The sequence below is a fragment of the Actinacidiphila acididurans genome (assembly GCF_016918855.1).
GTDB lineage: Bacteria > Actinomycetota > Actinomycetes > Streptomycetales > Streptomycetaceae > Actinacidiphila > Actinacidiphila acididurans.
Genome location: NZ_JADKYB010000040.1, coordinates 15584 through 39229, shown reverse-complemented (window position 1 = coordinate 39229; position 23646 = coordinate 15584). Strand labels below are relative to the sequence as shown.

The following is a 23646-nucleotide window of genomic DNA, read 5'->3' as shown; positions in this document are numbered from 1 at the left end:
TAATGGACACGGCGGGGGGGGGGGGGGCTTCATCCCGGGCCGGCGCGGCGGCCGTTCGCCCGGCCGGAGCGGGGGAGGGGATTCGGGCCGCAGGGTCCGCGACTGGTCTAGACGAATCCTGCCCGGATCCCTTGACGCGGCCCGGCGAGGGCCGTCACTCTTCCCTACGCAGGCAGGTGTAAGGAAAGTTTCCGATTAGGTTCACGACCGGCCGGTGAACGGTTTCTCCCGCCTCTCCCCGCATCTCCCGGCCTCTCCCCGCCCTGATCACGTTACGCAATCCGCGTACCGGTCCGGCGCCGTACGCGGCCTCCCCCCACCGAGGAGCACCCGCATGAGACGTGCGTCACTGCGCGCCGCGATGACCGCCGCCGTGATGGTCGGCGGCATGGTCACCGTCGCCGCCCCGGCCTCCCGCGCGGCCGACAACACCGGTCTGATCGCCTCCTTCGGCATCACCTCCACCTGGGGCTCCGGCTTCGAGGGCGGCTACACGGTCACCAACAAATCGACCCATACGGTCGGTTCGTGGACCATCACCTTCACCCTGCCCGCGACCGAGGCCGTCACCAGCACATGGAACGGCACGCTCACCCACAGTGGGACGCAGTACACGATCACCTCCCCCACCTGGGAGGGCGCGCTCGCCCCCGGTGACTCCGCGCCCGTCGTCGGCATGGACTTCAGCTACAGCGGCTCGATCGTCCAGCCGAGCGCCTGCCTGATCAACAACGGCCCCTGCGCCGGCGTCCCCGCCGACACCGTCGCACCCTCGGTCCCCTCCGGCCTCGCGGTCCGGGCCACCGGCCCCGGCAGCGTCACACTGGGCTGGAACGCCTCGACCGACAACGTCGGCGTGGTCGGCTACCGGATCTACGAGGGCAGCGGCGTCATCGCCACGACCTCCGGCGCCGGCACCACCTTCACGGTGACCGGGCTGCTCCCCGGCAGCAGCCACAGCTTCTCGGTGACCGCACTCGACGACTCGAACAACGAGTCGGCGCACTCCGCGACGATCAGCGCGACCGCGGGCAGTGGCACCACGCCCGGCGTGGCAGCCCCCTTCATCGACCTCGGCGCCTACCCGACACCGAACCTGACGCAGATCGCCTCGACCACCGGGCTGCGGCAGTTCTCGCTCGGCTTCATCACCGCCGGGTCGACCGGCTGCGCGGCGAGCTGGTTCAACGCCTTCGACCCGGGGACGGCCTGGGACCGGGCGGACTTCGACGCGCTGCGCGCGATGGGCGGTGACGTCCGGCCGTCCTTCGGCGGCGAGGCGGGCACCGAACTGGCTCTCGCCTGCACCAGCGCGACCGCTCTGCAGGCGCAGTACCAGAAGGTCGTCGACGCCTACGCCCTGGACCGCGTCGACTTCGACATCGAGGGCGCCGCGGCGGCCGACCACGCCTCGATCGACCGCCGCTCGACGGCCGTCGCCGCCGTCCAGGCCGCACAGCGCGCCAAGGGCCGCGACCTCAAGGTCACGCTCACCCTCCCGGTCCTGCCCAGCGGCCTGACCGCGGACGGCCTCTACGTCCTGACCTCCGCCAAGGCGCACAACCTCGACGTCGACACCGTCAACCTGATGGCCATGGACTACGGCGACAGCGCCGCGCCCAGCCCGTCCGGAAAGATGGGCACCTACGCCATCCAGGCCGCCACCTCGACCCGCGCCCAGATCGCCTCGGTCTGGCCGAACCTCACCACCGCCCAGACCTGGGCCATGGTCGGCCTCACCCCGATGCTCGGCCAGAACGACACCGCCAGCGAGGTGTTCACCCCCACCGACGCCCAGCAGGTCCTCACCTTCGCCCAGCAGAACCACCTCGGCGAACTGAGCTTCTGGGACGTCACCCGCGACGGCAACGCCTGCAACGGCGGCCTGAGCGAGTGCACGAACATCCCGCAGACCCCGTACCAGTTCTCCAAGCTGTTCGCCACCTACGCGGGCTGAGCCCGGCAACTCCTGGGGCCGGTAGGACGTCCCGGCCCCAGGTGTTGACGACTACTGCCGCTGGTCGCCGTGGGTCAGTGCTGGCCGTTGCCGCCGTCACTACGACGGCGCTCGAGCGTGAACTTCTCGAAGACCGACAGCTCACCCGTGGGCGTGATGATGTTGTAGTAGGTGACGTAGATGCGGGTCATGTCACCGGGGTGACGCCCCGGGTCGACGGTGAACTCGGCGAAGCCGTACGGATGCTGCGCGTCGCGGACGCCGATCCAGACCGCCGTCTCCTGCTCCTTGACCGAGTTGAACTTGCCGACGTGCTCCATCTGGACGTACGCCGAGTGATGCCCGTGACCGTCGGCGTCGTCGGTGGTGAAGCTGTTGTTGGTGATGCCGGACACGCCGCCACCGCCGAGGACCATGTGCGTCGTGCCGTGCTCGCTCTCGATCACGTCGAGTGCGGTCTGACTCGGGTTGGGTGTGAGGGTGACGCTGCCGGGGACGACGCCGCGCACCGCCAACGAGCGCTCGTAGTCGTGCTCGTGGCCACAGACCACCAAGTCGACGCCGTACTTGTCGAACAGCGGGCCGTACGCCGCGCGCAGCGCGAGGTCGGGGCCGTTCGCGGCGGTCGCAGAACTGATCATGACCTGGTGCATGCAGACCACGATCCAGTCGATGTTCTTCGAAGCCCGCGCCGACTTGAGCTCCTGCTCCAGCCAGGCGAGCTGCCGGCCGCCGGAGTAGCCGTGGATGTAGATGTCGCCGCCCTCCTGCAGGGCGATGTCGTCGTTCTGCAGGGAGATCACCTTCACCGAGCCGACCGTGAAGGAGTACCAGAGGTTGTCGAGCTCGGGCTGGGTCTCGGTCGAGGGCAGCTCGAAGTAGGTCTGGTACGCGTCGAGGCCGAGCGTGCCGTTGCCCAGCTCGATCTCATGGTTGCCCGCGCACGGCATCCACGGACGGAACCGCGCCGAGCGGCTGTTGTTGGTGAGGAAGTCGTGCCAGACGCGGATGCGGTCGGGCCCGGTGTTGGCGTAGCAGAGGTCACCGTTGAGGAGGTGGAACAGCGGGCCGACCTTCTCGACGCCGGTGACGATGTCGGCGGCGGCGGGCGTGGCGTTGGGCTCGAAGTCCCGGCCCGAGGCGTCGGCCGGGTTCGCTCCGGTCTTCCACGTCACACTGGGCGCACCCTGGTCGCCGAAGCTGGTGAAGGTGAACGGAGCCCTGCCGGACGGCGCCGTGTGGAAGGTGCCGGCGTCGGGGGTGGCGCCGTCGTGCTGGGCCGCGTACAGGTAGTCGGTGTCGGCCTTGAGCTTGCTGATCAGCGCGTGATGGACCCAGACCGTCCGCCCGGAGGTGCCGTCCACGTAGGTCTTCGTCGTCGCCTGCGCTGTGGAGCCGAAGCCGCCACTCAGCGTGCCGTAGACGACCCGCGGGTTCTTGACATCCGCGTCGGTGACCCACGAGACGACCATCTGGCTGCGCGGGTCGGCGCCGAAGGTCAGGTGCAGGCCCTGGACGGGGGTGGTGGCCGAGCCGGTGGTGAGACCGGTGACCTCCGACGTCGCCGGGGCCGCCTCGGCGGTTCCGGCGCCGAGGACCAGCGGCCCGGCGGCGGCGCCGGACACGGTCGCGCCGAACAGGCCGAGCGCGTTGCGACGAGAGATGCGAGTTTGCTTGGGTTCTTCGGACATTCCGGGGCCTTTCACGTCGTTCGAGTGCAGTCGAACACCGGCCGGACAGCAGCGGTTCGAACCTGACAGCGAGCTGCGGCCGACCAGCGGTGCGCACGCTCACGGACGCTAGGAAGCACGGACGACCGGCGCGGCTGGACAGACATGAACGTCAGATGGCAGTCACCGCAACGAGCGGCGACTCCCGGCGACCTGGCCCCGCAGGCGCCCGTCATCACGGCCGGCCCCGCCCACCACGTCCACCGGACGATCCGCCTGATGCGGCGGAGGACGCGAGCTTCGACCTCGTGAGGGGCGGCCCCCGACACGCTTTCCGAGCGCGTGCGCCGAGCCGTGAAGTGGCGGGATGCGGCTGCGGATACGGGTTCGCGACGGGGCGCGGGGTGAGGATCCGGGGCGGGGCTTGTGCGGGTTTGCCCGGCCCGGCGGATGGATTTGCCCGGGCTGTCGGAACCGGGCGGAATGCGGGGCGGCCCGAGGGCGCCCGGGCGGGCGGTGACCCCGTAAAGTGACGCGGAGTCGTTACGGGTACAGGTCACGAGGGGGCGCCGGGTGAGCACCGGAGTGGACAACGGACGCAATCCCTCGTCCTCGAACTCCGGCCTCCCCGAGCCCCGGCATTCCGACGAACGCCCGGCAGACGGCCCGGTGCCGCCGCGCCCGAGTGGCCCTCCGTCCGGCCCCGCGCTGCCCGCTCCCGGTGGCCCGGCTCCGGTCATGCCGCCGCCGGACCCGGCCCAACGCGTTGTCCCGCCCGCGCGCGAGGGCGCCGCCGCCCGCTCCCAGGACCCCGAACAGCCCCGCGACCTGCGGCGCCGCGATCACCAGGGTGGTCCGGCCGCCCCGCGCGGGCCGGAACGGCCCGAACGGACAGACGCACCGGTCCCGGACAACGGACCGCGTACGTCCCCGCCGGCCGGACCGCAGAGGTCGCCGAGGACCGACCGACAGGATGCGCCGGGTACGTACCCGGCCGCCGACTCGCGCGGGCAGCAGTGGGCGGACCGGCGGGACGCGCCCTCCCCGGGCAACCGGCCGGGCACGCCCCCGCCGCCTCCAGCTGCTCCCGTACCGCCGCCCCGGCCGCCGGCCGCGCCCGGCGGGTCCCCGTTGCCCCTCTTCACCCCGCCCGCCGTGCCGCCGCCCCCGGCCGGGCGGCCGTTGAGCGCCGCCGGACCCGCGCGGCCCGTGCCGCCGGGGGGCGGATTCGGGGTGGGGCCCGCGTACCCGGGAGGCGTGGCCGGCCCGAGTGACGCCGGGGCGGAGTACCGCGGGGGGACCCGGGGGCGGCGGGTGGCGGCCGCGTTGAGTCTGGTGCTGGGGCTCGGGCTGATCGGAGGAGCGGTCGCGGGGGCCGTGATCAATCACGGGCCGAGGGACGAGCCGCCGGTGGTGGACGGGAGCCCCGAGGCGTTCGCCAAGGCGCGGCAGGTCTGGCGCGAGACGCCGGTGGACCAGATCTTCCCGCGGACCGTCCGGGGCGCGGCGGGCGGACCCGGCGGAGCCGACAAGGCGTGGACCCGGATCGGGGTCGCGGCGCCCACCGGCTGCACGGGAGCGTTCGACCCGCTGCTCCAGCGGGTGCTGGCGCCCGCCGGGTGCGTACGGCTGCTGCGCGCCACGTACGTGGACAGCACCTCGACCACCGTGACCACCGTGGGCCTGCTGGTGACCTCGGGCGAGGCGCCGGCGATGCGGGCACTGAACCAGCGGTGGACCGCCGAGCACCTCGGCGAGCGCGGCGACCTGCTGCCCAAGCCCGTCGCCTTCCCCGGCACCCCGGCCGCGTCCTTCGGCGATCCGCAGCGCGGCAGTTGGGACGTACAGGTCTCCGCCGACCTGCCCTTCGTGGTGTACGCGGTGAGCGGCTTCGCCGACGGCCGCGCCGTACCGGACCGGCAGCCCGCGGACAAGGCCACCGCGGACGGCGCCACCACCACGCCCGCGCAGGCCGGCCTCGGCTACGACGCGACCGGCCTCGCCTCGGCCGTCGACGACCGGCTGCACGCCACGGTCGGCGCCCTGCTGCACCCGACGACCCCCGGCACGGAGAAGTGATGCCCCGCCCCGCCCTTCTTCGTGCCCCCGCTCCCGCCTTCGTCGCCGCGCGACTGCGTCCGGGAGCCGGAGCCGCCCGCCTGCTGACCGGGCTGGTCGCCGCCGGACTGTCACTCGCCCTCGCCACCCCGCCCGCGAGCGCCGACGCCGCGCGCCAGGCCGACTGGGCGCTGGCCGCACTGCACGCGCAGACCGCGTGGCAGACCACGCAGGGCAAGGGCGTCACCGTGGCGGTCCTGGACACCGGCGTGGACGCTATCCACCCGGACCTGACCGGCCAGGTCCTGCCCGGTAAGGACGAGGTCGGCTTCGGCGCCGAGCGCGGCGACAGCTACTGGGCCAAGCACGGCACCGGCATGGCCGCGATCATCGCCGGGCACGGGCACGGCCCGGGCGACTCCTCGGGGGTGCTGGGCATCGCCCCGCAGGCCCGCATCCTGCCGGTACGGGTGATCCTCGAGGACAAGGACCCGCAGCGGCCCAAGGCCCGGACCAGCCGGGGCAGCGCGCTGCCGGACGGCATCCGCTGGGCCGCCGACCACGGCGCCGACGTCATCAACCTCTCGCTCGGCGACGACAGCGCCACCGCCGCGCCGGTCGCCGCCGAGGACAACGCGATCCAGTACGCGCTGAGCAAGGGCGTCGTGGTGGTCGCCTCGGCCGGCAACGGCGGCGACGGGGCGGATCGTTCCTCCTACCCCGCCGCCTATCCCGGGGTGATCGCGGTGGCCGCGGTGGACCGCTACGGGGCCTACGCGCCCTTCTCCACCCGCCGCTGGTACGCCTCGGTGGCCGCGCCCGGCGTGGACGTGGTGATCGCCGACCCCGACCGCACCTACTACCAGGGCTGGGGCACCAGCGCGGCCAGCGCGTACGCCTCCGGCGCCGTCGCCCTGATCCGTTCGGCCTACCCGAAGCTGAGCCCGGCGCAGATCAAGCAGCTCCTGGAGAGCACCACCCGGCACCGGCCCAAGGGCGGCCGCGACGACGAGGTCGGCACCGGCGAGATCGACCCGGCGGCCGCCCTGGCCGCGGCCCGCAAACTCACCCCGGGCCCGGCCGTCCCCGCCGCCGTCACCTACCCGCACCGCTACTTCGGGCCCGGCCCCGCCCTCGTACCCCGCCCCGCCGACCCCGACCAAGTGCTCGGCGACGGCGTGGCCACCGTCTTCGCCCTGGCGGGCGCGGGCCTGGTCGCGGTGGCGGCCCTGCTGTGGCTCCGGCCCCGCCGCCGGGCCCCGATCAGGTGAGAGCCGCTCCGGACGAGGCCCACGCACGCGGCCGCTGCTGAGGTACGGGCCCCGTCCCGGACGTGGCGTGCCGTACGGGTCCCGGTCGGGTGAGGGCGGCGCGCGCCCGCATGGGCCACTGCTGACGTATGGCTTTGGTCCGGGCGAGGCGTGGTGTACGGGCCCCGGTCAGGTGGGGGCTGCGCGCCGGCGCGGGCGGCTGCTGAGGTACGGGTCCGGTCCGGGACGTGGCGTGCTGTACGGGTCCCGGTCGGGTGAGGGCGGCGCGCGTCCGCGCAAGCCGGTGCTGACGTATGGCTTTGGTCGGGACGAGGCGTGGTGTACGGGCCCCGGTCAGGTGGGGGCTGCGCGCCGGCGCGGGCGGCTGCTGAGGTACGGGTCCGGTCCGGGACGTGGCGTGCTGTACGGGTCCCGGTCGGGTGAGGGCGGCGCGCGTCCGCACAAGCCGGTGCTGACGTACGGTTCCGGTTCCGGACGAGAGTGAGGTACGGGTCCGCCGCCGGCCAGCAGACGCTCCCGCGTACCCAGGGCCCGCCACCGGGCGCAGCCGGCCGCCCGGATAGGGTTTCGGCCGTGGCGCTGAAGAACATCCCGGACCCCGGCTTCCCCGACGACGACGGCACCGCGGACCCTGCCCTGGCAGCCGCGCTGGCCGCCTGGTCGGCGGACCGCGACACCGAGCCGGCCGTCGTCGAGGCGCTGCACTCCGCGCGGCTGATGGTGCCGGTGGTCGCCGTGCTGGGCGAGGCCGAGACCGGGCCGGACGGCCTGGCCAGGGAGAAGACCAGCGACATGGCGGTGCCGACCCTCCAGGCCCCGGACGGGCGCAGGGCACTGCCGGTGTTCACCTCCGTCAAGGCGCTGGCCCGGTGGCGCGCGGACGCGCGCCCGGTGGCCGTACCGCTGGCCCAGGCACTCGCGGCACTCGCCCAAGAGGGCGCCGACACGCTGCTGGTGGACCTGGCCGGACCGGTGACGTACGAGCTGACCGGCCCGGCGCTGCGGGCCGCGCTGCTGGGCCCCGGCCGCCGGCCGCCCGTGGCGGACCCCGCGGTACGCGAGGCGCTGCGGGCCGCGGTGGCCGCCGAACCCGGGATCGTCCGCGCGCACCTGACGGCCGGGCGGGCGGACAGCGACGGCACGCTCGGCCTGGTGCTGGCGCCCGACGCGGACGCAGCCGCCACCGGGCAGGCCATCGCCACCGCGCTGGCCGCCGACGAGGTGCTGCGGGCCGCCCTGGTCCGCGGCCTGGACCTGGCGCTGCTGCCGCCGGACGTCCAGGTGCCCGGGGACCCGCTGTTCGCCCGCTGAGCGCGGGGCGTTACGGGGACCGGCGGGCGACGCCCGCATGCGGGCCCCGCGCGGGCGGGCCCGGCCCCTGCGCACTATGCATGAAATGCCGGGAGCATCCCGAACGCGCGCATCGTCCGGGGTCCGCAACCGCAGGCAGATACGTGTGATCATCACCTGGCACGACGCGAACGCACGAGACGGACGCACGAGACGAACGCACGAGAGGCTCGTGACGCGCCGGGCACGCCGGGTGCGCAAGACGCGCGCCCCGGCACGTACCACGCACGGATGAGGGAGGCCCGGATGGACAGGCGGTTCGTCCCGACGGACACACGCACGGTGACCTGCGAGTTCCTGGGCACGCTGCTGCTGGTCTTCTTCGCGGTGGGCGCCGCGGTCCTGTCCGGCGAGTACATCGGCACCCTCGGTATCGCCCTGGCCTTCGGCTTCGTGCTGCTGGCCCTGTGCTACACCTTCGGCCCGGTCTCCGGCAGCCACGTGAACCCGGCGGTCACGCTGGGCATGCTGGTGGCCGGCCGGATCGGCCTGCGCCGCGCGGTCGAGTACTGGGTGGCCCAGATGCTGGGCGGCATCGCGGGCGCCGCCCTCCTGCTGCTGGTCGCCAAGCAGGTGCCCGGCCTGCGCACGCACGGCGCCTTCGGCACCAACGGCTACGGCTACCGCTCGGCGGTGGGCATCAACATCTTCGGCGCTTTCGTCGCCGAGGTGATCCTGACCTTCCTGCTGGTCTACGTGTGGCTCGCGGTCACCCACCGGATAGCCGTGGTCGGCTTCGACGGGCTGCCCATCGGCCTCGCCCTGGCGGTGATCCACCTGATCGGCATACCGCTCACCGGCACCGGGGTGAACCCCGCCCGCAGCTTCGGCCCGGCGGTCTTCGCCGGCGGCCCCGCACTCGCCCAGGTGTGGCTGTTCCTGCTCGCGCCCCTGGTCGGCGGGGCACTCGCGGCCGTCGTCCACCAGGCCACGCACCCCGCCCTGGAGGCACTGAAGGCGGCGCGGGCGGCGGCCATCGAGGCGGAAGAGGCCGAGGCGATCGTCCGCGACGAGGCCGCCGGGAACGACCGGCCGTAGCCCGGGGGCGGGGGACGGTCAGCCGTGGACCGGCCCCGTATCGCCCCCAGAGACGGATCAGCCGTAGACCGGCCCGGTGTACTTCTCGCCCGGGCCCTCGCCCGGCGCGTCCGGGATCAGGGAGGCCTCGCGAAAGGCGAGCTGCAGGGACTTCAGGCCGTCCCGCAGCGGCGCCGCGTGGAAGGTGCCGAGGTCGCCCGCGCTCGCCGTGACCAGGCCGGCCAGCGCCTGGATGAGCTTGCGCGCTTCGTCCAGGTCCTTGTGGTCCGCGGCGTCGTCGGCCAGGCCCAGGTGCACCGCCGCCGCGCTCATCAGGTGGACGGCCGTCGTGCTGATGACCTCGACCGCGGGCACCTCGATGATGTCGCGGGTCATGGCGGCGTCGTCGGGCGCCGGGGCACCGGCATCGGACACGGAACCGGGCGAGGGGGCGGAGACAGGGGCGGGTGCGTCGCTCATGCGCACACGATATGCCCCGTCCGGTCGATTACGGCCTTTGGCCCGTCGCTGCTACAGTGGAAGGACGACCGGTCGGACAACAGCGTGTCCGGCCAGCAAGTGGAGGCTCCGATCTCCCACCTGATCGGCCGGAAAGGCCGACGGGTTCCGGTCAGACGGTCAGGTCAGCACCGCTGATTCGATGCCGTCCGTGCGCCCCGCGGAATAACGCGACGGTGCTCCCGGTTGTGAGGAGCCCCGCCTGTGTACCGTACGGGGCGTTTTTCGCGCCCGGGGTACGGGGTCGGACGAGACAGAGAATCAAGCGCGACTGTCGGCCAGTCAGCCGCGTGGTGCAACCGAGGAGGCCCCATCAGCGCCGAGCCCCGCATCAACGACCGGATTCGCGTTCCCGAGGTGCGACTTGTCGGTCCCAGTGGCGAGCAGGTCGGCATCGTGCCGCTTGCCAAGGCCCTGGAGCTTGCGCAGGAGTACGACCTCGACCTGGTCGAGGTCGCGGCGAACGCCCGTCCGCCTGTGTGCAAGCTCATGGACTACGGGAAGTTCAAGTACGAGTCGGCCATGAAGGCCCGTGAGGCGCGCAAGAACCAGGCGCACACGGTCATCAAGGAGATGAAGCTCCGGCCGAAGATCGACCCGCACGACTACGACACCAAGAAGGGTCACGTCGTCCGGTTCCTCAAGCAGGGCGACAAGGTCAAGATCACGATCATGTTCCGCGGACGCGAGCAGTCCCGGCCGGAGCTCGGCTACCGGTTGTTGCAGCGGCTCGCCGAGGACGTCCAGGAGCTCGGCTTCGTCGAGTCGAACCCCAAGCAGGACGGCCGCAACATGATCATGGTCCTGGGTCCGCACAAGAAGAAGACCGAGGCCATGGCCGAGGCCCGGGAGGCCCGCGCGGCGTACGTCGCTCGCGAATCGGGTCGCCAGGACGAGTCCGACGACGAGACGGCGGACTCGCAGGCCCAGGCCGAAGCCCCGGCCGACGCGGGCTGACCGGTACGACCCGCCGGGATCGGACTGGACCGAGCCGCATCGGACCGGATCGAGCAGGACATGCCGGCCGACCGGCACGAGAACACTTCCCGGAGCCCCCGGGCTCCGGGTCCGTTTATGCAGACGGTGCACAACCGTGCAGAACTGACGCTCTCCGTACGCCTTCACGGCGGCCGGGAGGGCCAGCGACGAGGAGACCACGGCGCCATGCCGAAGAACAAGAGCCACAGCGGCACCAGCAAGCGCTTCAAGATCACCGGTTCCGGCAAGGTGCTGCGTGAGCGTGCCGGCAAGCGCCACCTGCTGGAGCACAAGCCGTCCCGGAAGACGCGCCGCCTGACGGGCAACGCCGAGATGGCCCCGGCGGACGCCAAGAAGGTCAAGAAGCTGCTCGGCATCTGACCGGGCCGCGCCCCGCGAGGGGCACGCCGACGTCCATCGGGACCCCATCCGCTTTCGGACCGCGCGCACTCCCGCGGTCCCCCAGAAGGAGTTATTCACGTGGCACGCGTCAAGCGGGCAGTCAACGCCCAGAAGAAGCGCCGGGCGATCCTCGAGCAGGCCAGCGGCTACCGCGGTCAGCGGTCCCGCCTGTACCGCAAGGCCAAGGAGCAGGTCACCCACTCCCTGGTCTACAACTACAACGACCGCAAGAAGCGCAAGGGCGACTTCCGCCAGCTGTGGATCCAGCGGATCAACGCCGCGGCCCGCGCCAACGGCATCACGTACAACCGCTTCATCCAGGGTCTCAAGGCGGCCAACGTCGAGGTCGACCGCAAGATCCTGGCCGAGCTCGCGGTGAACGACGCGCCGGCCTTCGCCGCGCTCGTGGAGGTGGCCCAGAAGGCGCTGCCCGCGGACGTGAACGCCCCCAAGGCCGCCTGACCGCTTTCGGCACGGTTCGGCACGGTTTTTGCGCGGCCGCGCCACGGCGCACGGCAGAGCAGGGCTCCGGGCCCGCGGGCACACCGCCCGCGGGCCCGCGCCGTGCCTGGCACCCGCGCCGTACGCGATGCCGTACGCCGCAGCCGTACACACCCCGACACCCCCGTATCAGCCCCTCCCGCACCCAGGAAACCGAGCCCATGGCCCAGCCCGAGCTGACGTCCCTGCGGTCGGCGCGCGTGACCGCCGCGCACCGGCTGGCCAAACGGAGCTTCCGGGGCAAGGAACGGCGCTTCCTCGCCGAGGGACCGCAGGCGGTACGGGAGGCGGTGGCGCACCGCGGCACCGGCGGCGAGCGGACCCTGATCGAGCTGTACGCCACGCCCGAGGCCGCCGAACGCCACCCGGACCTGATCGCGGCGGCCCGCGCGGCCGGCGCGCCGGTGCTCACCGCCACCCCGCAGGTGATCGCCGAGATCTCCGACACCGTCACCCCGCAGGGTCTGGTCGGTGTGTGCCGCTTCCTGGACACTCCGCTGGACGCCCTGCTCGCCGCCCGGCCCAGGCTGGTCGCGGTCCTGGCGCACGTGCGGGACCCCGGCAACGCCGGCACCGTGCTGCGCTGCGCGGACGCCGCCGGGGCGGACGCGGTGGTGCTCACCGACGCCTCGGTGGACCTGTACAACCCCAAGGCGGTCCGCGCCTCGGCCGGCAGCCTCTTCCACCTGCCCGTCGCGGTCGGCGTCCCGGTGGCGCAGGCCGTCGCCGGGCTGCGCGCCGCGGGCGTACGCGTGCTCGCCGCGGACGGCGCCGGTGACCACGACCTGGACACCGAACTCGACCGGGACGCCATGGGCGGCCCCACCGCCTGGGTCTTCGGCAACGAGGCCTGGGGCCTGCCCGAGGAGACCCGGGCGCTGGCGGACGCGGTGGTACGCGTACCCATCCACGGGCGCGCTGAGAGCCTGAACCTCGCCACCGCCGCCGCCGTGTGCCTGTATGCGTCCGCTCGGGCGCAGCGCGCGCCCGGAGGGTGCCGCAGCGTGACGTCCAGCTAGTAGGGTGGCGGCCCGGGGGCCCTGAAAGGGGGGTGGCGGGGTATGGACCTCATGCCGCAGAAAAGCGCGCGCGGCGCGCTCGTGGACCGGCCGGTGCCGGTCGGCCCGAAAGCCGCGCCGGACGGCGCGACGGCGCTCGTCCCCCGGCACGCAGTCCCGCCCGCCCCCGACCGACGTGACACCGTGGACCACCTGGACACCCTGGGCATCGACCCCGACGACCTGCCCGACGGCCTGCTGATCGCCGACGAGGACCGCCGGGTGATCTGCTTCAACGCCGCCGCCGTCCGCATCACCGCACTGCGCCCGCGCGACGTGCTCGGCCTGCCGGTGGAGCAGGCACTGCCGCTGGAGGACCTGGAGGGCCGCCGCTGGTGGCCGCTCACCGACCCCTACGGGGGCCTGGCCATCCGGGTCGGCCAGCCCGAGCGGAACCTGCTGCTGCCCGGCGGCCGCGAAGTGCTGGTCTCCGCCCGCTACGTACGGCAGTACCCGCGCGGACCGGTCCGGCGGCTGGTGGTCACCCTGCGCGGCACCGAGGCCCGGCGCCGCACCGAGCGCAGCCACGCCGAGCTCATCGCCACCGTCGCCCACGAACTGCGCTCCCCGCTCACCTCCGTCAAGGGCTTCACCGCCACGCTGCTGGCCAAGTGGGAGCGGTTCACCGACGACCAGAAGAAGGTCATGCTGGAGACGGTCGACGCCGACGCCAACCGGGTCACCCGGCTGATCGCCGAACTCCTCGACATCTCCCGCATCGACTCCGGCCGGCTGGAGGTGCGCCGCCAGCCGGTGGACATGCCGGCCGCGCTGCGCCGCCACGTGGACGGGCACGTCGCCGCCGGCCAGCCCGCCGAGCGGTTCGCCCTCAAGGTGACCGGCCCGCTGCCGCCGCTGTGGGCCGACCCCGACAAGGTCGACCAGATCCTCGGCAACCTGCTGGAAAACGCGGTGCGCCACGGCGCGGGAACCGTCACCATGGAAGTGACCCCCGCCCCGGCCACCGGCGGCGACCGTACGACACGGGGAACGGCAGTCACCGTGAGCGACGAAGGCCCCGGCATCCCCGAGGAGTCGATGGGCCGCGTCTTCACCCGCTTCTGGCGCGGCAGCAAGCGCGGCGGCACCGGGCTGGGCCTGTACATCGTCAAGGGGATCGTGGAAGCCCACGGCGGCGCCATCTCGGTCGGCCGCGCGCCCGGCGGCGGCGCCCAGTTCCGATTTATCCTGCCCGTCGGGGCACCCGCGTTCCTGGCCTGAGCCGCCGCGCGGGGACCGTAGCCCCCGACGGGCTCGGCAGCCGCCCACATGGGCGCAGCAGACAGTCGTCGCGGCCCCACTAGACTCAAGGCTGGCATGTGTCCGGCCTGGCTGAGCCGCACACGCAACCGCATCGGAACGGGAAGAGATGTCGGCACCCAACAAGTCGTACGACCCTGTCGAGGTCGAGGCGCTCAAGCCGGAGGCGATCGAGCGGATGCGCGATCAGGCGCTGGCCGCGATCGCGGCCGCCGCCGACCTGGACGCGCTCACTCACGTCAAGACCGCGCACACCGGCGGCACCTCGCCGCTGGCGCTGGCCAACCGGGAGATCGGCGCCCTGCCGCCGCACGCCAAGGCCGACGCCGGCAAGCGGGTCGGCCAGGCCCGCGGCGCGGTCAACCAGGCGCTCGCCGCCCGCCAGACCGAGCTGGAGGCCGAGCGGGACGCCCGGGTGCTCGCGGAGGAGACGGTCGACGTCACCCTGCCCTACGACCGTCGCCCGGCCGGCGCCCGCCACCCGCTGACCACGCTGAGCGACCGCATCGAGGACATCTTCGTGGCCATGGGCTACGAGGTCGCCGAAGGCCCCGAGATCGAGGCCGAGTGGTTCAACTTCGACGCGCTGAACTTCCCGCCCGACCACCCGGCCCGCGGCCCGCAGGACACCTTCTTCGTACAGGACACCGAGGACCCCGCGGCCCTCGAGGAGTCCGGCGTCGTCCTGCGCACCCACACCTCCCCGGTGCAGGTGCGCTCCCTGGTCACCCGCGACCTGCCGGTGTACGTGATCTGCCCCGGCCGGGTCTACCGCCCGGACGCCCTGGACGCCACCCACACCCCGGTCTTCCACCAGGTCGAGCTGCTGGCCGTGGACGAGGGCCTGACCATGGCCGACCTCAAGGGCACCCTCGACCACATGGTGGTCTCCCTGTTCGGCGAGGGCATGACCACCCGGCTGCGGCCCAACCACTTCCCGTTCACCGAGCCGTCCGCCGAGATGGACATGCTCTGCTACGTCTGCCGCGGCGAGTCCGTGGGCAACCCCGACCGGCCCTGCCGCACCTGCGCGTCCGAGGGCTGGATCGAGCTGGGCGGCTGCGGGATGGTCAACCCCAAGGTGCTCATCGCCTGCGGCGTCGACCCGGAGAAGTACAGCGGCTTCGCGTTCGGCTTCGGCATCGAGCGGATGCTGATGTTCCGCCACAACGTCGAGGACATGCGAGACATCGTCGAGGGTGACGTGCGCTTCACCCTTCCGTTCGGGATGGAGATCTGATGCGGGTCCCGCTTTCTTGGCTGCGGGAGTACGTCGACCTGCCCGCCGGTGCGACCGGCCGCGACGTCCAGGCCAAGCTCATTTCCGCCGGCCTGGAGGTCGAGACCGTCGAGCAGCTCGGCGCGGGTCTGGCCGGGCCGCTGGTCGTCGGCGAGGTGCTGACCATCGAGGAGCTGGAGGGCTTCAAGAAGCCGATCCGCTTCTGCACGGTCGACGTCGGTAAAGCCAACGGCACGGGTGACCCGCAGGAGATCGTGTGCGGCGCCCGCAACTTCGCGGTCGGCGACAAGGTCGTGGTGATCCTGCCCGGCGGCGTGCTGCCCGGCGACTTCCGGATCGCCGCCCGCAAGACCTACGGCCGGGTCTCGCACGGCATGATCTGCTCCGCCCGCGAGCTGGGCATGGGCGACGACCACGACGGCATCATCGTCCTGCCGCCCGAGCACGAGGCCGGCACCGACGCGATCGCGCTGCTGGAACTGGTCGACGAGGTCCTGGACATCGCGGTCACCCCCGACCGCGGCTACGCCCTGTCCATGCGCGGCGTCGCCCGCGAGGCCGCCACCGCGTACGGGCTGCCGCTGCGCGACCCGGCACTGCTGGACGTGCCGGCGCCCAACGCCATCGGCTACCCGGTCGAGGTGGCCGACCCGACCGGCTGCGACCGCTTCACCGCCCGGACCGTCGTCGGCATCGACCCGGGCGCCCGCTCGCCGATCTGGCTCCAGCGCCGGCTCCAGAAGGTCGGGGTGCGCCCGATCTCGCTCGCCGTGGACATCACCAACTACGTGATGTTCGAGGTCGGCCAGCCGCTGCACGCGTACGACCGCAGCCGGCTGACCGGCGCCATCGGGGTGCGCCGCGCCGAGCCCGGCGAGAAGCTCACCACCCTCGACGGCGTCGAGCGCGTCCTGGACCCCTCGGACCTGGTCATCACCGACGAGCGCGGCCCCATCGGCCTGGCCGGCGTGATGGGCGGCGCCCACACCGAGATCGCCGAGTTCGGCGAGGACTCCGGCACCACCGAGATCGTGGTCGAGGCCGCCCACTTCCACCCGGTGTCCATCGCCCGTACCGCCCGCCGGCACAAGCTGGGCTCCGAGGCGTCCCGCCGCTTCGAGCGCGGCACCGACCCGCTGGCCACCTCCGCCGCCGCCCAGCGGGTGGTCGACCTGCTGGTGCTGCTGGCCGGCGGCCACGCCGAGCCCGGCGTCACCGAGATCGCCACGCCCTCGCAGCCGCGCACGATCACCATGGCCGCCGACCACCCCGACCGGGTGGCGGGCACCGTGTACGGGCGCGAGACCGTGGTCCGCCGGCTCCAGGAGATCGGCTGCCACGTCCGCGGCACGTACGCCGACGGGTTCACCGGCACCTCCGGCCAGGAGGTCGACGAGCTGATCGTCACCGTGCCGAGCTGGCGCCCGGACCTGTCCTACCCCAATGACCTGGCCGAAGAGGTCATCCGGCTGGAGGGCTACGAGAACCTGCCCTCCACCCTGCCCCGGCTGCCCTCCGGCCGCGGCCTGACCGACGGGCAGCTCCTGCGCCGCCGCATCGGCCGTGCCCTTGCCGGCGCCGGCTACGCGGAGGCCCCCAGCTACCCCTTCGTCGGCACCGAGGTCTTCGACCAGCTCGGCCTGGACGGGGACGACGACCGGCGCCGGGCCGTACGGCTCGCCAATCCGCTCTACGACACCGAGCCCGTGCTGCGCACCACCATGCTGCCCGGGCTGCTGGCCACACTGCGCCGCAACGACGGGCGCGGCAGCCACGACCTGGCCCTGTTCGAGACCGGCCTGGTCTTCCTGCCCAAGGAGGGCACCAAGAACGGCCCGGCCCGGCCGCCCCGGCTCCCGGTCGACCGCCGTCCCACCGCGGACGAGCTGGCCGCGGTTCAGGCCGCCCTGCCCGACCAGCCCCGGCGGGCGGCCGTCGTGCTGGCCGGCGCCCGGGAGCGGTCCGGCTGGTGGGGCGCGGGCCACCCGGAGACCTGGGCCGACGCGATCGAGGCGGCCCGTACGGTGGCGCGTGAGGCCAACGTCGAGCTGACCGTGCGCCAGGCGCAGTACGCCCCCTACCACCCGGGCCGGTGCGCCGCCTTGTACGCCACGGACGCCGCCGACGGCACCGAGCTGCTGATCGGCCACGCCGGCGAGCTGCACCCCCGCGTCACCAAGGCCCTGGGCCTGCCGGACCGGGTCAGCGCGATGGAGGTCGACCTCGACCTCATCGAGCGGGCCGGCACCGGCCGCGTCTCCGGCCCGCGGGTCTCCACCTTCCCGGTGGCCACCCAGGACGTCGCCCTGGTCGTCGACGGCACGGTCCCGGCCGCCGCCGTCGAGTCCGCCCTGCGCGACGGCGCCGGTGACCTGCTCGAATCCCTCCGCCTCTTCGACATCTTCACCGGCCCCCAAATCGGCGAGGGCCGCAAATCCCTCGCCTACGCCCTCCGCTTCCGCGCCCCCGACCGCACCCTGACCGCGGAAGAAGCTTCCGCGGCCCGCGACGCCGCCATTTCGGCTGCCGCCGAGCGCACCGGCGCCATCCTGCGCGGCGCCTGATCCTGCGACGGTCCGCCGGGTGTACCCCCACGCCGGGGGTACACCCGCCGGCGGCCCGGTTCGCCGGAAGCGCCCCCGCAGGGGCGCGGGGAACTGCGCGACAAGCCCACCACCGGGCCGCGGGTCGTCACCGACCCGAAGGGGCAGTTGCTGTCGCATCCGGACCACCGGCCGCATGTGGTTGCTCGCGCAGTTCCCCGCGCCCCTGGGTACTCCGGTCGCACCGCGCGTGATCCCCGCGCCCCTGACTACTCCCGGCGAGCCCTCGCGGCGCAGCCGCGGCCCCGGGCGCTCCCGGCGAACCGTCGCCGTAAGGCACCTGGGGCCCCGGGGGTACCCCCGGCGAACCGCCCGCCGTCAGGCGGACCCTCGGGGTCGAAGGGGCCCAACCCCTTCCGCCTCACCGGGTTGAAGGGGGGTACCCCCTTCCGTACCCCCCTGGGAGGTTTCCTCACACTTTCGAGTGGTTAAGGCCCCGCCGGGGACCCCTGCCCATGACCCCGGGTCAGAATCGGTCGGGCGCGGAGCGAGCCACTCGGTCCGCCCCTTACCCGCCACCGCCGCACGAGGGGGCCCGGCCGGATGATCGCCACACGAGCCGCTGCCGGGCTGCGCCACGTTCCGTGGGCCGTACTCCCCGTGACCTGGGCCGGAGCGCTGGGGGCCCTGGTCTGGCTGCTGCCGGACGGGGCGGACGTGCTGCCCGGGCTGGCGGTGACCCCGGCGCTCGCCCTGGCCACCGGTGCCCGGCGGCGCCGCGTGCTGGCCGGCGGACTGCTGGCGGTCGCGGTGATCGGCGGGGAGCTGGTGGACAGCGCCCAGCTCGACGCGGGACCCCTGCTGGGCGCGGCCGTCTCGCTGGTCGCCGTGATCTGCGCCGGCATGTGGACCGCCGCGCGGCGCAGCGTGCTGTCCGCGGAGCTGGACCGTACCCGGGAGATCGCGCTCGCCGCGCAACAGGTGCTGCTGCGTCCGCTGCCGCGCCGGGCCGGCACCTGGAGCGTGGCCGGGGCGTATCTGTCGGCGAGCCGCGGCGCCCATGTCGGCGGCGACTTCTATGAGGTGCTGGCCACGCCGTTCGGGGTCCGCGCGCTGATCGGGGACGCGCGCGGGCACGGCCTGCCCGCGATCGGCATGGTGGCCGCCCTGCTCGGCAGCTTCCGCGAGGCCGCCCACCAGGAGGGTGACCTCGCCGGGGTGCTGCTGCGGCTCGACGGCACCCTGCGCCGCCACCTACGCGAACGCGTCCACGACGAGCACCCGGCCACCGCGGGCGACACCCCGCGCGACCCGGTCGCCGAGGAGTTCGCCACAGTCCAGCTGGTCCAGCTCGGCGACGACGGCATCTTCCGGGCGGTCAATTGCGGGCACCCGCAGCCGTACCTGCTCGGCAGCGGCACCCGCCCGCTGCCGCTGGGCGACCCGCTCCCGCCGCTCGGCCTGTTCGACGCCGACCGCGTCAGCGTCCCGGTGACCTGCGGCCGGATCGCCGTGGGGGAGGGGCTGCTGCTGCACACCGACGGCCTGCCGGACGCCCGCGACCCCTCCGGACGGTTCTTCCCGCTGCCCGACGCCCTGCACGCCGGCGGCGCGGCCGGCCCGCTCTCCGGCCGTGACCTCGCCGCCGGCCTGAGCGCCGCCGTCCAGCGCCACACCGACGGCCGCCTCACCGACGACATGGCCCTGATCGTCCTGATCCGTGACGCCGGCCGACCGTCCGGTCACCCCCGCCCGGCCCTCCTCTCGGGCGCGCCGGACCGGTGAGCGCGCCCGGAAGCGCGGGGGCTACGCCCCCCGGGTGAGCCCCGCCACCACCGCGGCGGTCAGCGCGTCGAGCGCGCCGGGGCCGTACGAGCCCCCCATCACCGTCAGGCGCCAGTACAGCGGCCCGGCCAGCAGGTCCAGGGCCAGGCCGGGGTCGGTGTCCGCGGGGACCTCGCCACGCCGGACGGCCTGGGCGACGACCGCCGTCACCACCGCGCCCTGGGCGTCGCGCAGGGTCGCCCGCAGCGCCTCGGCCAGTTCCGGGCTGCGTGCGGCCTCGGCGAGCAGGTCGGGGACGATCTGCGCGGCCACCGGGTGCCGCAGGGCCCGCGCGCTGACCTCCAGCAGGGCCCGTACGTCCCCGGCGAGGCTGCCGGTGTCGGGCACCGGCAGCCCCTGGGCCGCGACCTGGCCGACCAGGTCCAGGACCAGCGGCAGCTTGGCCCGCCAGCGGCGGTAGACAGCCGCCTTGCCGACGCCCGCCCGGCGGGCGATGCCCTCCATCGACATCCGGCCGTAGCCGACCGCCGCCAGCTCGGCGAAGACCGCGGCCCGGATCGCCTCGGTCACCTCCTCGCGCAGCACGGCGGCACCCGCGGGCGCGCGCCGGGCGGGCGGGCGTACCGGCTGCTGCACCGGCTGATCGGAGGCGGGAGCCGGATTCGGGGCCTCGGAGTGCGGGGGCGGGGGTGGCTGGTCGGGCATGCCGGGAGCCTATCGCTGAGCGGATACGTGACGACGGAACGGTTGCGTTCCATCGTAGCCCGGGCGTACCGTCGGCACGACGATACGGTTCCGTTCCGTTGTGCGAGGCGTACGAGGAGGCGTACGTGTGCCCGTGTCCGGTTGGTCGTCAGAGCGGCCGCACGTGTCCTCGTGCTTGCCCGTCGTACGAGGAGCCGGGCGTGTCCTCGTATCCGTTCCGTCGTGCGAGGCGTACGAGGAGGCGTACGTGTGCCCATGTCCGGTTCGTCGTCAGAGCGGCCGCACGTGTCCTCGTGCTTGCCCGTCGTACGAGGAGCCGGGCGTGTCCTGGTATCCGGCTCGTCGTGCGAGAAGGCGTACGCGCTCCCGTATCCGGACCGCCGTAACAGCCGTTCAGGTCCCCCTGTCCACCCGGTGCACGAGGAGCCGTACGCCTCGCCGTACCCGGACCGCACCGGACCCGGAGGCGTCGCCGCACGTCCCGCCCGCATCCCGCCCATCACGTTTCGGCCGGCGCCCCGGCCGCGAGCCCGTGAGGTCCGCTGTGCCCGCTTCCCCAGCCGTGCCCGTTCTGCCGGCCCCCGCTACGGTCCCACCCGTCCCACCGGCTCCGACCGCCGCGGAACTGGCCGCGGCCCACGGCCTGACGCCGGTCGGCGCCCGATCGCCGCTCGCCGAGTACGCCCGGCTGCTGTGGGGCCGGCGGCACTTCGTCGTCGCCCTCGCCACCGCCCGGCAGACCGCGCTGTACTCGGGCGCGCGGCTGGGCCAGCTCTGGCAGGTGCTCACCCCGCTGCTCAACGCCGCCGTCTACTTCCTGATCTTCGGCGACCTGCTCGGCACCGGCCGCGGGGTGCCCGACTACATCCCGTTCCTGTGCACCGGGGTCTTCGTCTTCACCTTCACCCAGTCCGCGGCGCTGTCCGGCGCCCGCTCCCTGACCGACAACGCCGGCCTGGTGCGCGCCCTGCACTTCCCGCGGGCGAGCCTGCCGCTGGCCGCGACCGTCGCGCAGCTCCAGCAACTGCTGCTCTCGCTCGCGGTCCTCGCCGCGGTGCTGCTCGCCGACGGGGTGCCGCTGACCGCCCGCTGGCTGCTGGCGCCGCCCGCGCTGGTCCTGCAGACCCTCTTCAACTGCGGCCTGGCCCTCGCCCTGGCCCGGATCGGCGCCAGGACCACCGACTTCGCCCAGGTACTGCCCTTTGTGCTGCGCACCTGGATGTACGTGTCCGGGATCTTCTACGACCTGTCCCGGATCGCCGGCCACGCCCCGCACACCGTACGGCTGCTGCTCGACGTCAACCCGGCGCTGATCTACGTCAGCCTGATGCGCTACGCGCTGATCGACAGTGTGAGCGCCCACCGTCTGCCGCCCCACGTGTGGCCGCTCGCCCTGATCTGGGCGACTGTGGCCGCAAGCGCTGGGTACGCGTTCTTCTGGTCGTCCGAGGAGGAGTACGGACGTGGCTGAACCACCCGCTGAGCAGGTCCCCGACCGGATGGGGACCCGACCGACCCGCATCGCCCCGGCGGCACCCGACGAGGCCGCCGGAGCGCCGTCCACGACATCCCTGGCCGCCGGGGCCGCATCCGCGGTGCCCATGGCCGACGGGGTGGCCCCCACGAAACCCGCGGCCGCCGGGCCCGAGCCCGGCAGCGCAGCGCCGTCGGACGGCACCCCCGTGCCGACCGTGATCGTCGACGGCCTGCACGTCGTCTACCGCATCTACGGCGCCGGCACCGGCCACGGCAACGCCACCGCCGCCCTGCGCCGCCTCCTGCTGCGCCAGGGCTCGCCGAACGTGCAGACCGTGCACGCGGTCAAAGGCGTCAGCTTCACCGCCTACCGCGGCGAGGCGATCGGCATCATCGGCTCCAACGGCTCGGGCAAGACCACCCTGCTCAAGGCCATCGCGGGCCTGTTGCCACCGGAGCGCGGCAAGGTCTACACCGACGGCCAGCCCTCCCTGCTGGGCGTCAACGCGGCACTGATGAACGACCTGACCGGCGCCACCAACGTGATCCTCGGCGGCCTCGCCATGGGCATGACCCGGGAGGAGGTCCGGGAGCGCTACCAGGGCATCGTCGACTTCTCCGGCATCAACGAGAAGGACGACTTCATCTCACTGCCCATGCGCACCTACTCCTCCGGCATGGCCGCCCGGCTGCGCTTCTCCATCGCCGCCGCCAAGAACCACGACGTCCTGCTGATCGACGAGGCGCTGGCCACCGGCGACCGCGCGTTCCAGAAGCGCTCGGAGGCCCGGATCCGCGAGTTGCGCAAGGAAGCGGGCACGGTCTTCCTGGTCAGCCACAACAACAACTCCATCCGCGACACCTGCGACCGGGTGATCTGGCTGGAGCGGGGCGAACTCCTCATGGACGGCCCCACCGACGAGGTGGTCGCCGCCTACGAGGAGCACACCAACAAGTGACGCCGGGAAGTTCGGTCAGCCGGGAGCTCAGTACGAGTAGAAGCCCGCGCCCGTCTTGCGGCCGAGCCGCCCCGCGTCGACCATCCGCTGGAGGATCGGCGGCGCGGCGTACAGCGGCTCCTTGTACTCGGCATACATCGAGTCGGCGATCGCGGCCACCGTGTCCAGGCCGATCAGGTCGGACAGCTTGAGCGGGCCCATCGGGTGGGCGCAGCCCATCTCCATGCCGTTGTCGATGTCCTCGCGGGTGGCGATGCCGGACTCGAACATCCGGATCGCGGAGAGGAGATACGGCACCAGCAGGGCGTTCACCACGAAGCCGGCCCGGTCCTGGGCGCGGATGGCGTGCTTGCCCAGCACCTCGGTGACCAGGTGATCGGCGCGCTTGACGGTCTCGCTGCCGGTGGTGAGCGCCGGGATCAGCTCCACGAGGCGCTGCACCGGCGCCGGGTTGAAGAAGTGGATGCCGAGCACGTGGTCCGGGCGCGAGGTGGCGACCGCCAGCCGGACCAGCGGGATGGAAGAGGTGTTCGAGGCCAGGATCGCGTCCGGGCGGGTCACCACCTGGTCGAGCACCCGGAAGATGTCGGTCTTGACCTGCTCGTTCTCCACCACGGCCTCGATCACCAGGTCACGGTCGGCGAATTCGCCGAGGTCCGTGGTGAAGGTGAGCCGCTCCAGCGTGCCGTCCCGCTCCTCGGCGCTGATCTTGCCCCGCTCCTGGGCCTTGGCCAGCGAGTTGGCCAGCCGGGTACGGCCCAGCTCCAGCGCCTCGCCGGTGATCTCGGCGACCTTGACGTCGAGGCCGGCCCTGGCGAACACCTCGGCGATCCCGGAACCCATCTGGCCCCCGCCGACCACCCCGACGCGCTGGATGTCAGTCACTCGTCAGCCCTT

At 73.4% G+C, this 23646-nt stretch carries 19 protein-coding genes; 15 read left to right on the top strand and 4 right to left on the bottom strand.

All coding sequences use genetic code 11. The features are described from left to right. The first annotated feature begins 334 nt into the window (after window positions 1-334). Window positions 335-1957 carry a cellulose binding domain-containing protein gene (locus tag ITX44_RS39510; RefSeq protein WP_205364725.1) on the top strand — a complete coding sequence of 541 codons (1623 nt, stop codon included), beginning with the start codon at window positions 335-337 and terminating at the stop codon, window positions 1955-1957. A gap of 74 nt (window positions 1958-2031) precedes the next feature. Here the strand turns inward: ITX44_RS39510 and ITX44_RS39505 are convergent, their stop codons facing one another. Next, window positions 2032-3648 carry a purple acid phosphatase family protein gene (locus ITX44_RS39505; protein WP_236062470.1) on the bottom strand — a complete coding sequence of 539 codons (1617 nt, stop codon included), beginning with the start codon at window positions 3646-3648 and terminating at the stop codon, window positions 2032-2034. Window positions 3649-4884: 1236 nt separating this feature from the next. Here ITX44_RS39505 and ITX44_RS39500 point away from each other — a divergent pair. From ITX44_RS39500 to ITX44_RS39485, 4 genes are all read left to right on the top strand, one after another. Beyond that, complete coding sequence (locus tag ITX44_RS39500) at window positions 4885-5706, top strand: hypothetical protein (RefSeq protein ID WP_205364719.1); 822 nt, start codon at window positions 4885-4887, stop codon at window positions 5704-5706. Continuing rightward, window positions 5706-6956: a type VII secretion-associated serine protease mycosin gene (gene mycP, locus ITX44_RS39495; RefSeq protein WP_205364718.1), complete on the top strand. Its 1251-nt coding sequence runs from the start codon at window positions 5706-5708 to the stop codon at window positions 6954-6956. The genes ITX44_RS39500 and mycP overlap by 1 nt, the downstream gene beginning before the upstream one ends. 573 nt (window positions 6957-7529) lie before the next feature. Next, on the top strand, window positions 7530-8267 hold the full coding sequence (locus ITX44_RS39490; RefSeq protein WP_205364711.1) for an SseB family protein: 738 nt from the start codon (window positions 7530-7532) through the stop codon (window positions 8265-8267). Window positions 8268-8552: 285 nt separating this feature from the next. Further along, a complete protein-coding gene (locus ITX44_RS39485; protein ID WP_205364709.1) occupies window positions 8553-9344 on the top strand; it encodes an MIP family channel protein in 792 nt (263 codons plus the stop codon). A 57-nt stretch (window positions 9345-9401) separates the two neighbouring features. Here ITX44_RS39485 and ITX44_RS39480 read toward each other — a convergent pair whose 3' ends face one another. After that, a complete protein-coding gene (locus tag ITX44_RS39480; protein WP_205364707.1) occupies window positions 9402-9803 on the bottom strand; it encodes a DUF1844 domain-containing protein in 402 nt (133 codons plus the stop codon). Between the two features lie 351 nt (window positions 9804-10154). On the opposite strand from ITX44_RS39480, the gene infC reads away from it, so the two are divergent. The 8 genes from infC to ITX44_RS39440 all read left to right on the top strand — a co-directional run bounded on the left by infC (window position 10155) and on the right by ITX44_RS39440 (window position 19609). Beyond that, a complete protein-coding gene (gene infC / locus ITX44_RS39475) occupies window positions 10155-10799 on the top strand; it encodes a translation initiation factor IF-3 (protein ID WP_205364735.1) in 645 nt (214 codons plus the stop codon). Window positions 10800-11006: 207 nt separating this feature from the next. Then, a complete protein-coding gene (gene rpmI, locus ITX44_RS39470) occupies window positions 11007-11201 on the top strand; it encodes a 50S ribosomal protein L35 (protein ID WP_205364705.1) in 195 nt (64 codons plus the stop codon). Window positions 11202-11300: 99 nt separating this feature from the next. Further along, window positions 11301-11684: a 50S ribosomal protein L20 gene (gene rplT, locus ITX44_RS39465; protein WP_093786623.1), complete on the top strand. Its 384-nt coding sequence runs from the start codon at window positions 11301-11303 to the stop codon at window positions 11682-11684. 200 nt (window positions 11685-11884) lie between these two features. After that, the gene (locus ITX44_RS39460) at window positions 11885-12742 is read left to right on the top strand and encodes a TrmH family RNA methyltransferase (protein ID WP_205364704.1); all 858 of its coding nucleotides are present in this window, start codon (window positions 11885-11887) and stop codon (window positions 12740-12742) included. Window positions 12743-12793: 51 nt separating this feature from the next. Next, window positions 12794-14002, top strand: coding sequence for a sensor histidine kinase (locus ITX44_RS39455; protein WP_205364733.1), 1209 nt, complete (start codon window positions 12794-12796; stop codon window positions 14000-14002). 148 nt (window positions 14003-14150) lie between these two features. Continuing rightward, window positions 14151-15281, top strand: coding sequence for a phenylalanine--tRNA ligase subunit alpha (gene pheS, locus ITX44_RS39450; protein ID WP_205364702.1), 1131 nt, complete (start codon window positions 14151-14153; stop codon window positions 15279-15281). Continuing rightward, window positions 15281-17845, top strand: coding sequence for a phenylalanine--tRNA ligase subunit beta (gene pheT, locus ITX44_RS39445; protein WP_205364700.1), 2565 nt, complete (start codon window positions 15281-15283; stop codon window positions 17843-17845). Before pheS ends, pheT begins: the two co-directional genes overlap by 1 nt. 582 nt (window positions 17846-18427) lie before the next feature. Then, on the top strand, window positions 18428-19609 hold the full coding sequence (locus tag ITX44_RS39440) for a PP2C family protein-serine/threonine phosphatase (RefSeq protein WP_205364698.1): 1182 nt from the start codon (window positions 18428-18430) through the stop codon (window positions 19607-19609). A 21-nt stretch (window positions 19610-19630) separates the two neighbouring features. Here ITX44_RS39440 and ITX44_RS39435 read toward each other — a convergent pair whose 3' ends face one another. After that, window positions 19631-20314 (bottom strand): TetR/AcrR family transcriptional regulator, encoded by a 684-nt coding sequence (locus tag ITX44_RS39435; protein ID WP_205364696.1) that lies wholly within the window; start codon window positions 20312-20314, stop codon window positions 19631-19633. A 544-nt stretch (window positions 20315-20858) separates the two neighbouring features. On the opposite strand from ITX44_RS39435, the gene ITX44_RS39430 reads away from it, so the two are divergent. Together ITX44_RS39430 and ITX44_RS39425 are read left to right on the top strand one after the other, a co-directional pair. Continuing rightward, a complete protein-coding gene (locus tag ITX44_RS39430) occupies window positions 20859-21785 on the top strand; it encodes an ABC transporter permease (RefSeq protein ID WP_307795700.1) in 927 nt (308 codons plus the stop codon). Window positions 21786-21915: 130 nt separating this feature from the next. Further along, window positions 21916-22749 carry an ABC transporter ATP-binding protein gene (locus tag ITX44_RS39425; RefSeq protein WP_205364729.1) on the top strand — a complete coding sequence of 278 codons (834 nt, stop codon included), beginning with the start codon at window positions 21916-21918 and terminating at the stop codon, window positions 22747-22749. Window positions 22750-22776: 27 nt separating this feature from the next. On the opposite strand, the gene ITX44_RS39420 is transcribed toward ITX44_RS39425, so the two are convergent. Then, a complete protein-coding gene (locus tag ITX44_RS39420; RefSeq protein WP_205364694.1) occupies window positions 22777-23634 on the bottom strand; it encodes a 3-hydroxybutyryl-CoA dehydrogenase in 858 nt (285 codons plus the stop codon). Window positions 23635-23646: the final 12 nt, after the last annotated feature.

Excerpts from the sequence above, each read along its gene's own strand:
- ITX44_RS39480 (WP_205364707.1), bottom strand. The coding sequence starts at position 9,803 with ATGAGCGACGCACCCGCCCCTGTCTCCGCCCCCTCGCCCGGTTCCGTG.
- ITX44_RS39455 (WP_205364733.1), top strand. The coding sequence starts at position 12,794 with ATGCCGCAGAAAAGCGCGCGCGGCGCGCTCGTGGACCGGCCGGTGCCG.
- ITX44_RS39425 (WP_205364729.1), top strand. The coding sequence starts at position 21,916 with ATGGCCGACGGGGTGGCCCCCACGAAACCCGCGGCCGCCGGGCCCGAG.
- pheS (WP_205364702.1), top strand. The coding sequence starts at position 14,151 with ATGTCGGCACCCAACAAGTCGTACGACCCTGTCGAGGTCGAGGCGCTC.
- ITX44_RS39435 (WP_205364696.1), bottom strand. The coding sequence starts at position 20,314 with ATGCCCGACCAGCCACCCCCGCCCCCGCACTCCGAGGCCCCGAATCCG.
- ITX44_RS39440 (WP_205364698.1), top strand. The coding sequence starts at position 18,428 with ATGATCGCCACACGAGCCGCTGCCGGGCTGCGCCACGTTCCGTGGGCC.
- ITX44_RS39505 (WP_236062470.1), bottom strand. The coding sequence starts at position 3,648 with ATGTCCGAAGAACCCAAGCAAACTCGCATCTCTCGTCGCAACGCGCTC.
- ITX44_RS39460 (WP_205364704.1), top strand. The coding sequence starts at position 11,885 with ATGGCCCAGCCCGAGCTGACGTCCCTGCGGTCGGCGCGCGTGACCGCC.
- mycP (WP_205364718.1), top strand. The coding sequence starts at position 5,706 with ATGCCCCGCCCCGCCCTTCTTCGTGCCCCCGCTCCCGCCTTCGTCGCC.
- rpmI (WP_205364705.1), top strand. The coding sequence starts at position 11,007 with ATGCCGAAGAACAAGAGCCACAGCGGCACCAGCAAGCGCTTCAAGATC.
- ITX44_RS39510 (WP_205364725.1), top strand. The coding sequence starts at position 335 with ATGAGACGTGCGTCACTGCGCGCCGCGATGACCGCCGCCGTGATGGTC.
- ITX44_RS39485 (WP_205364709.1), top strand. The coding sequence starts at position 8,553 with ATGGACAGGCGGTTCGTCCCGACGGACACACGCACGGTGACCTGCGAG.
- pheT (WP_205364700.1), top strand. The coding sequence starts at position 15,281 with ATGCGGGTCCCGCTTTCTTGGCTGCGGGAGTACGTCGACCTGCCCGCC.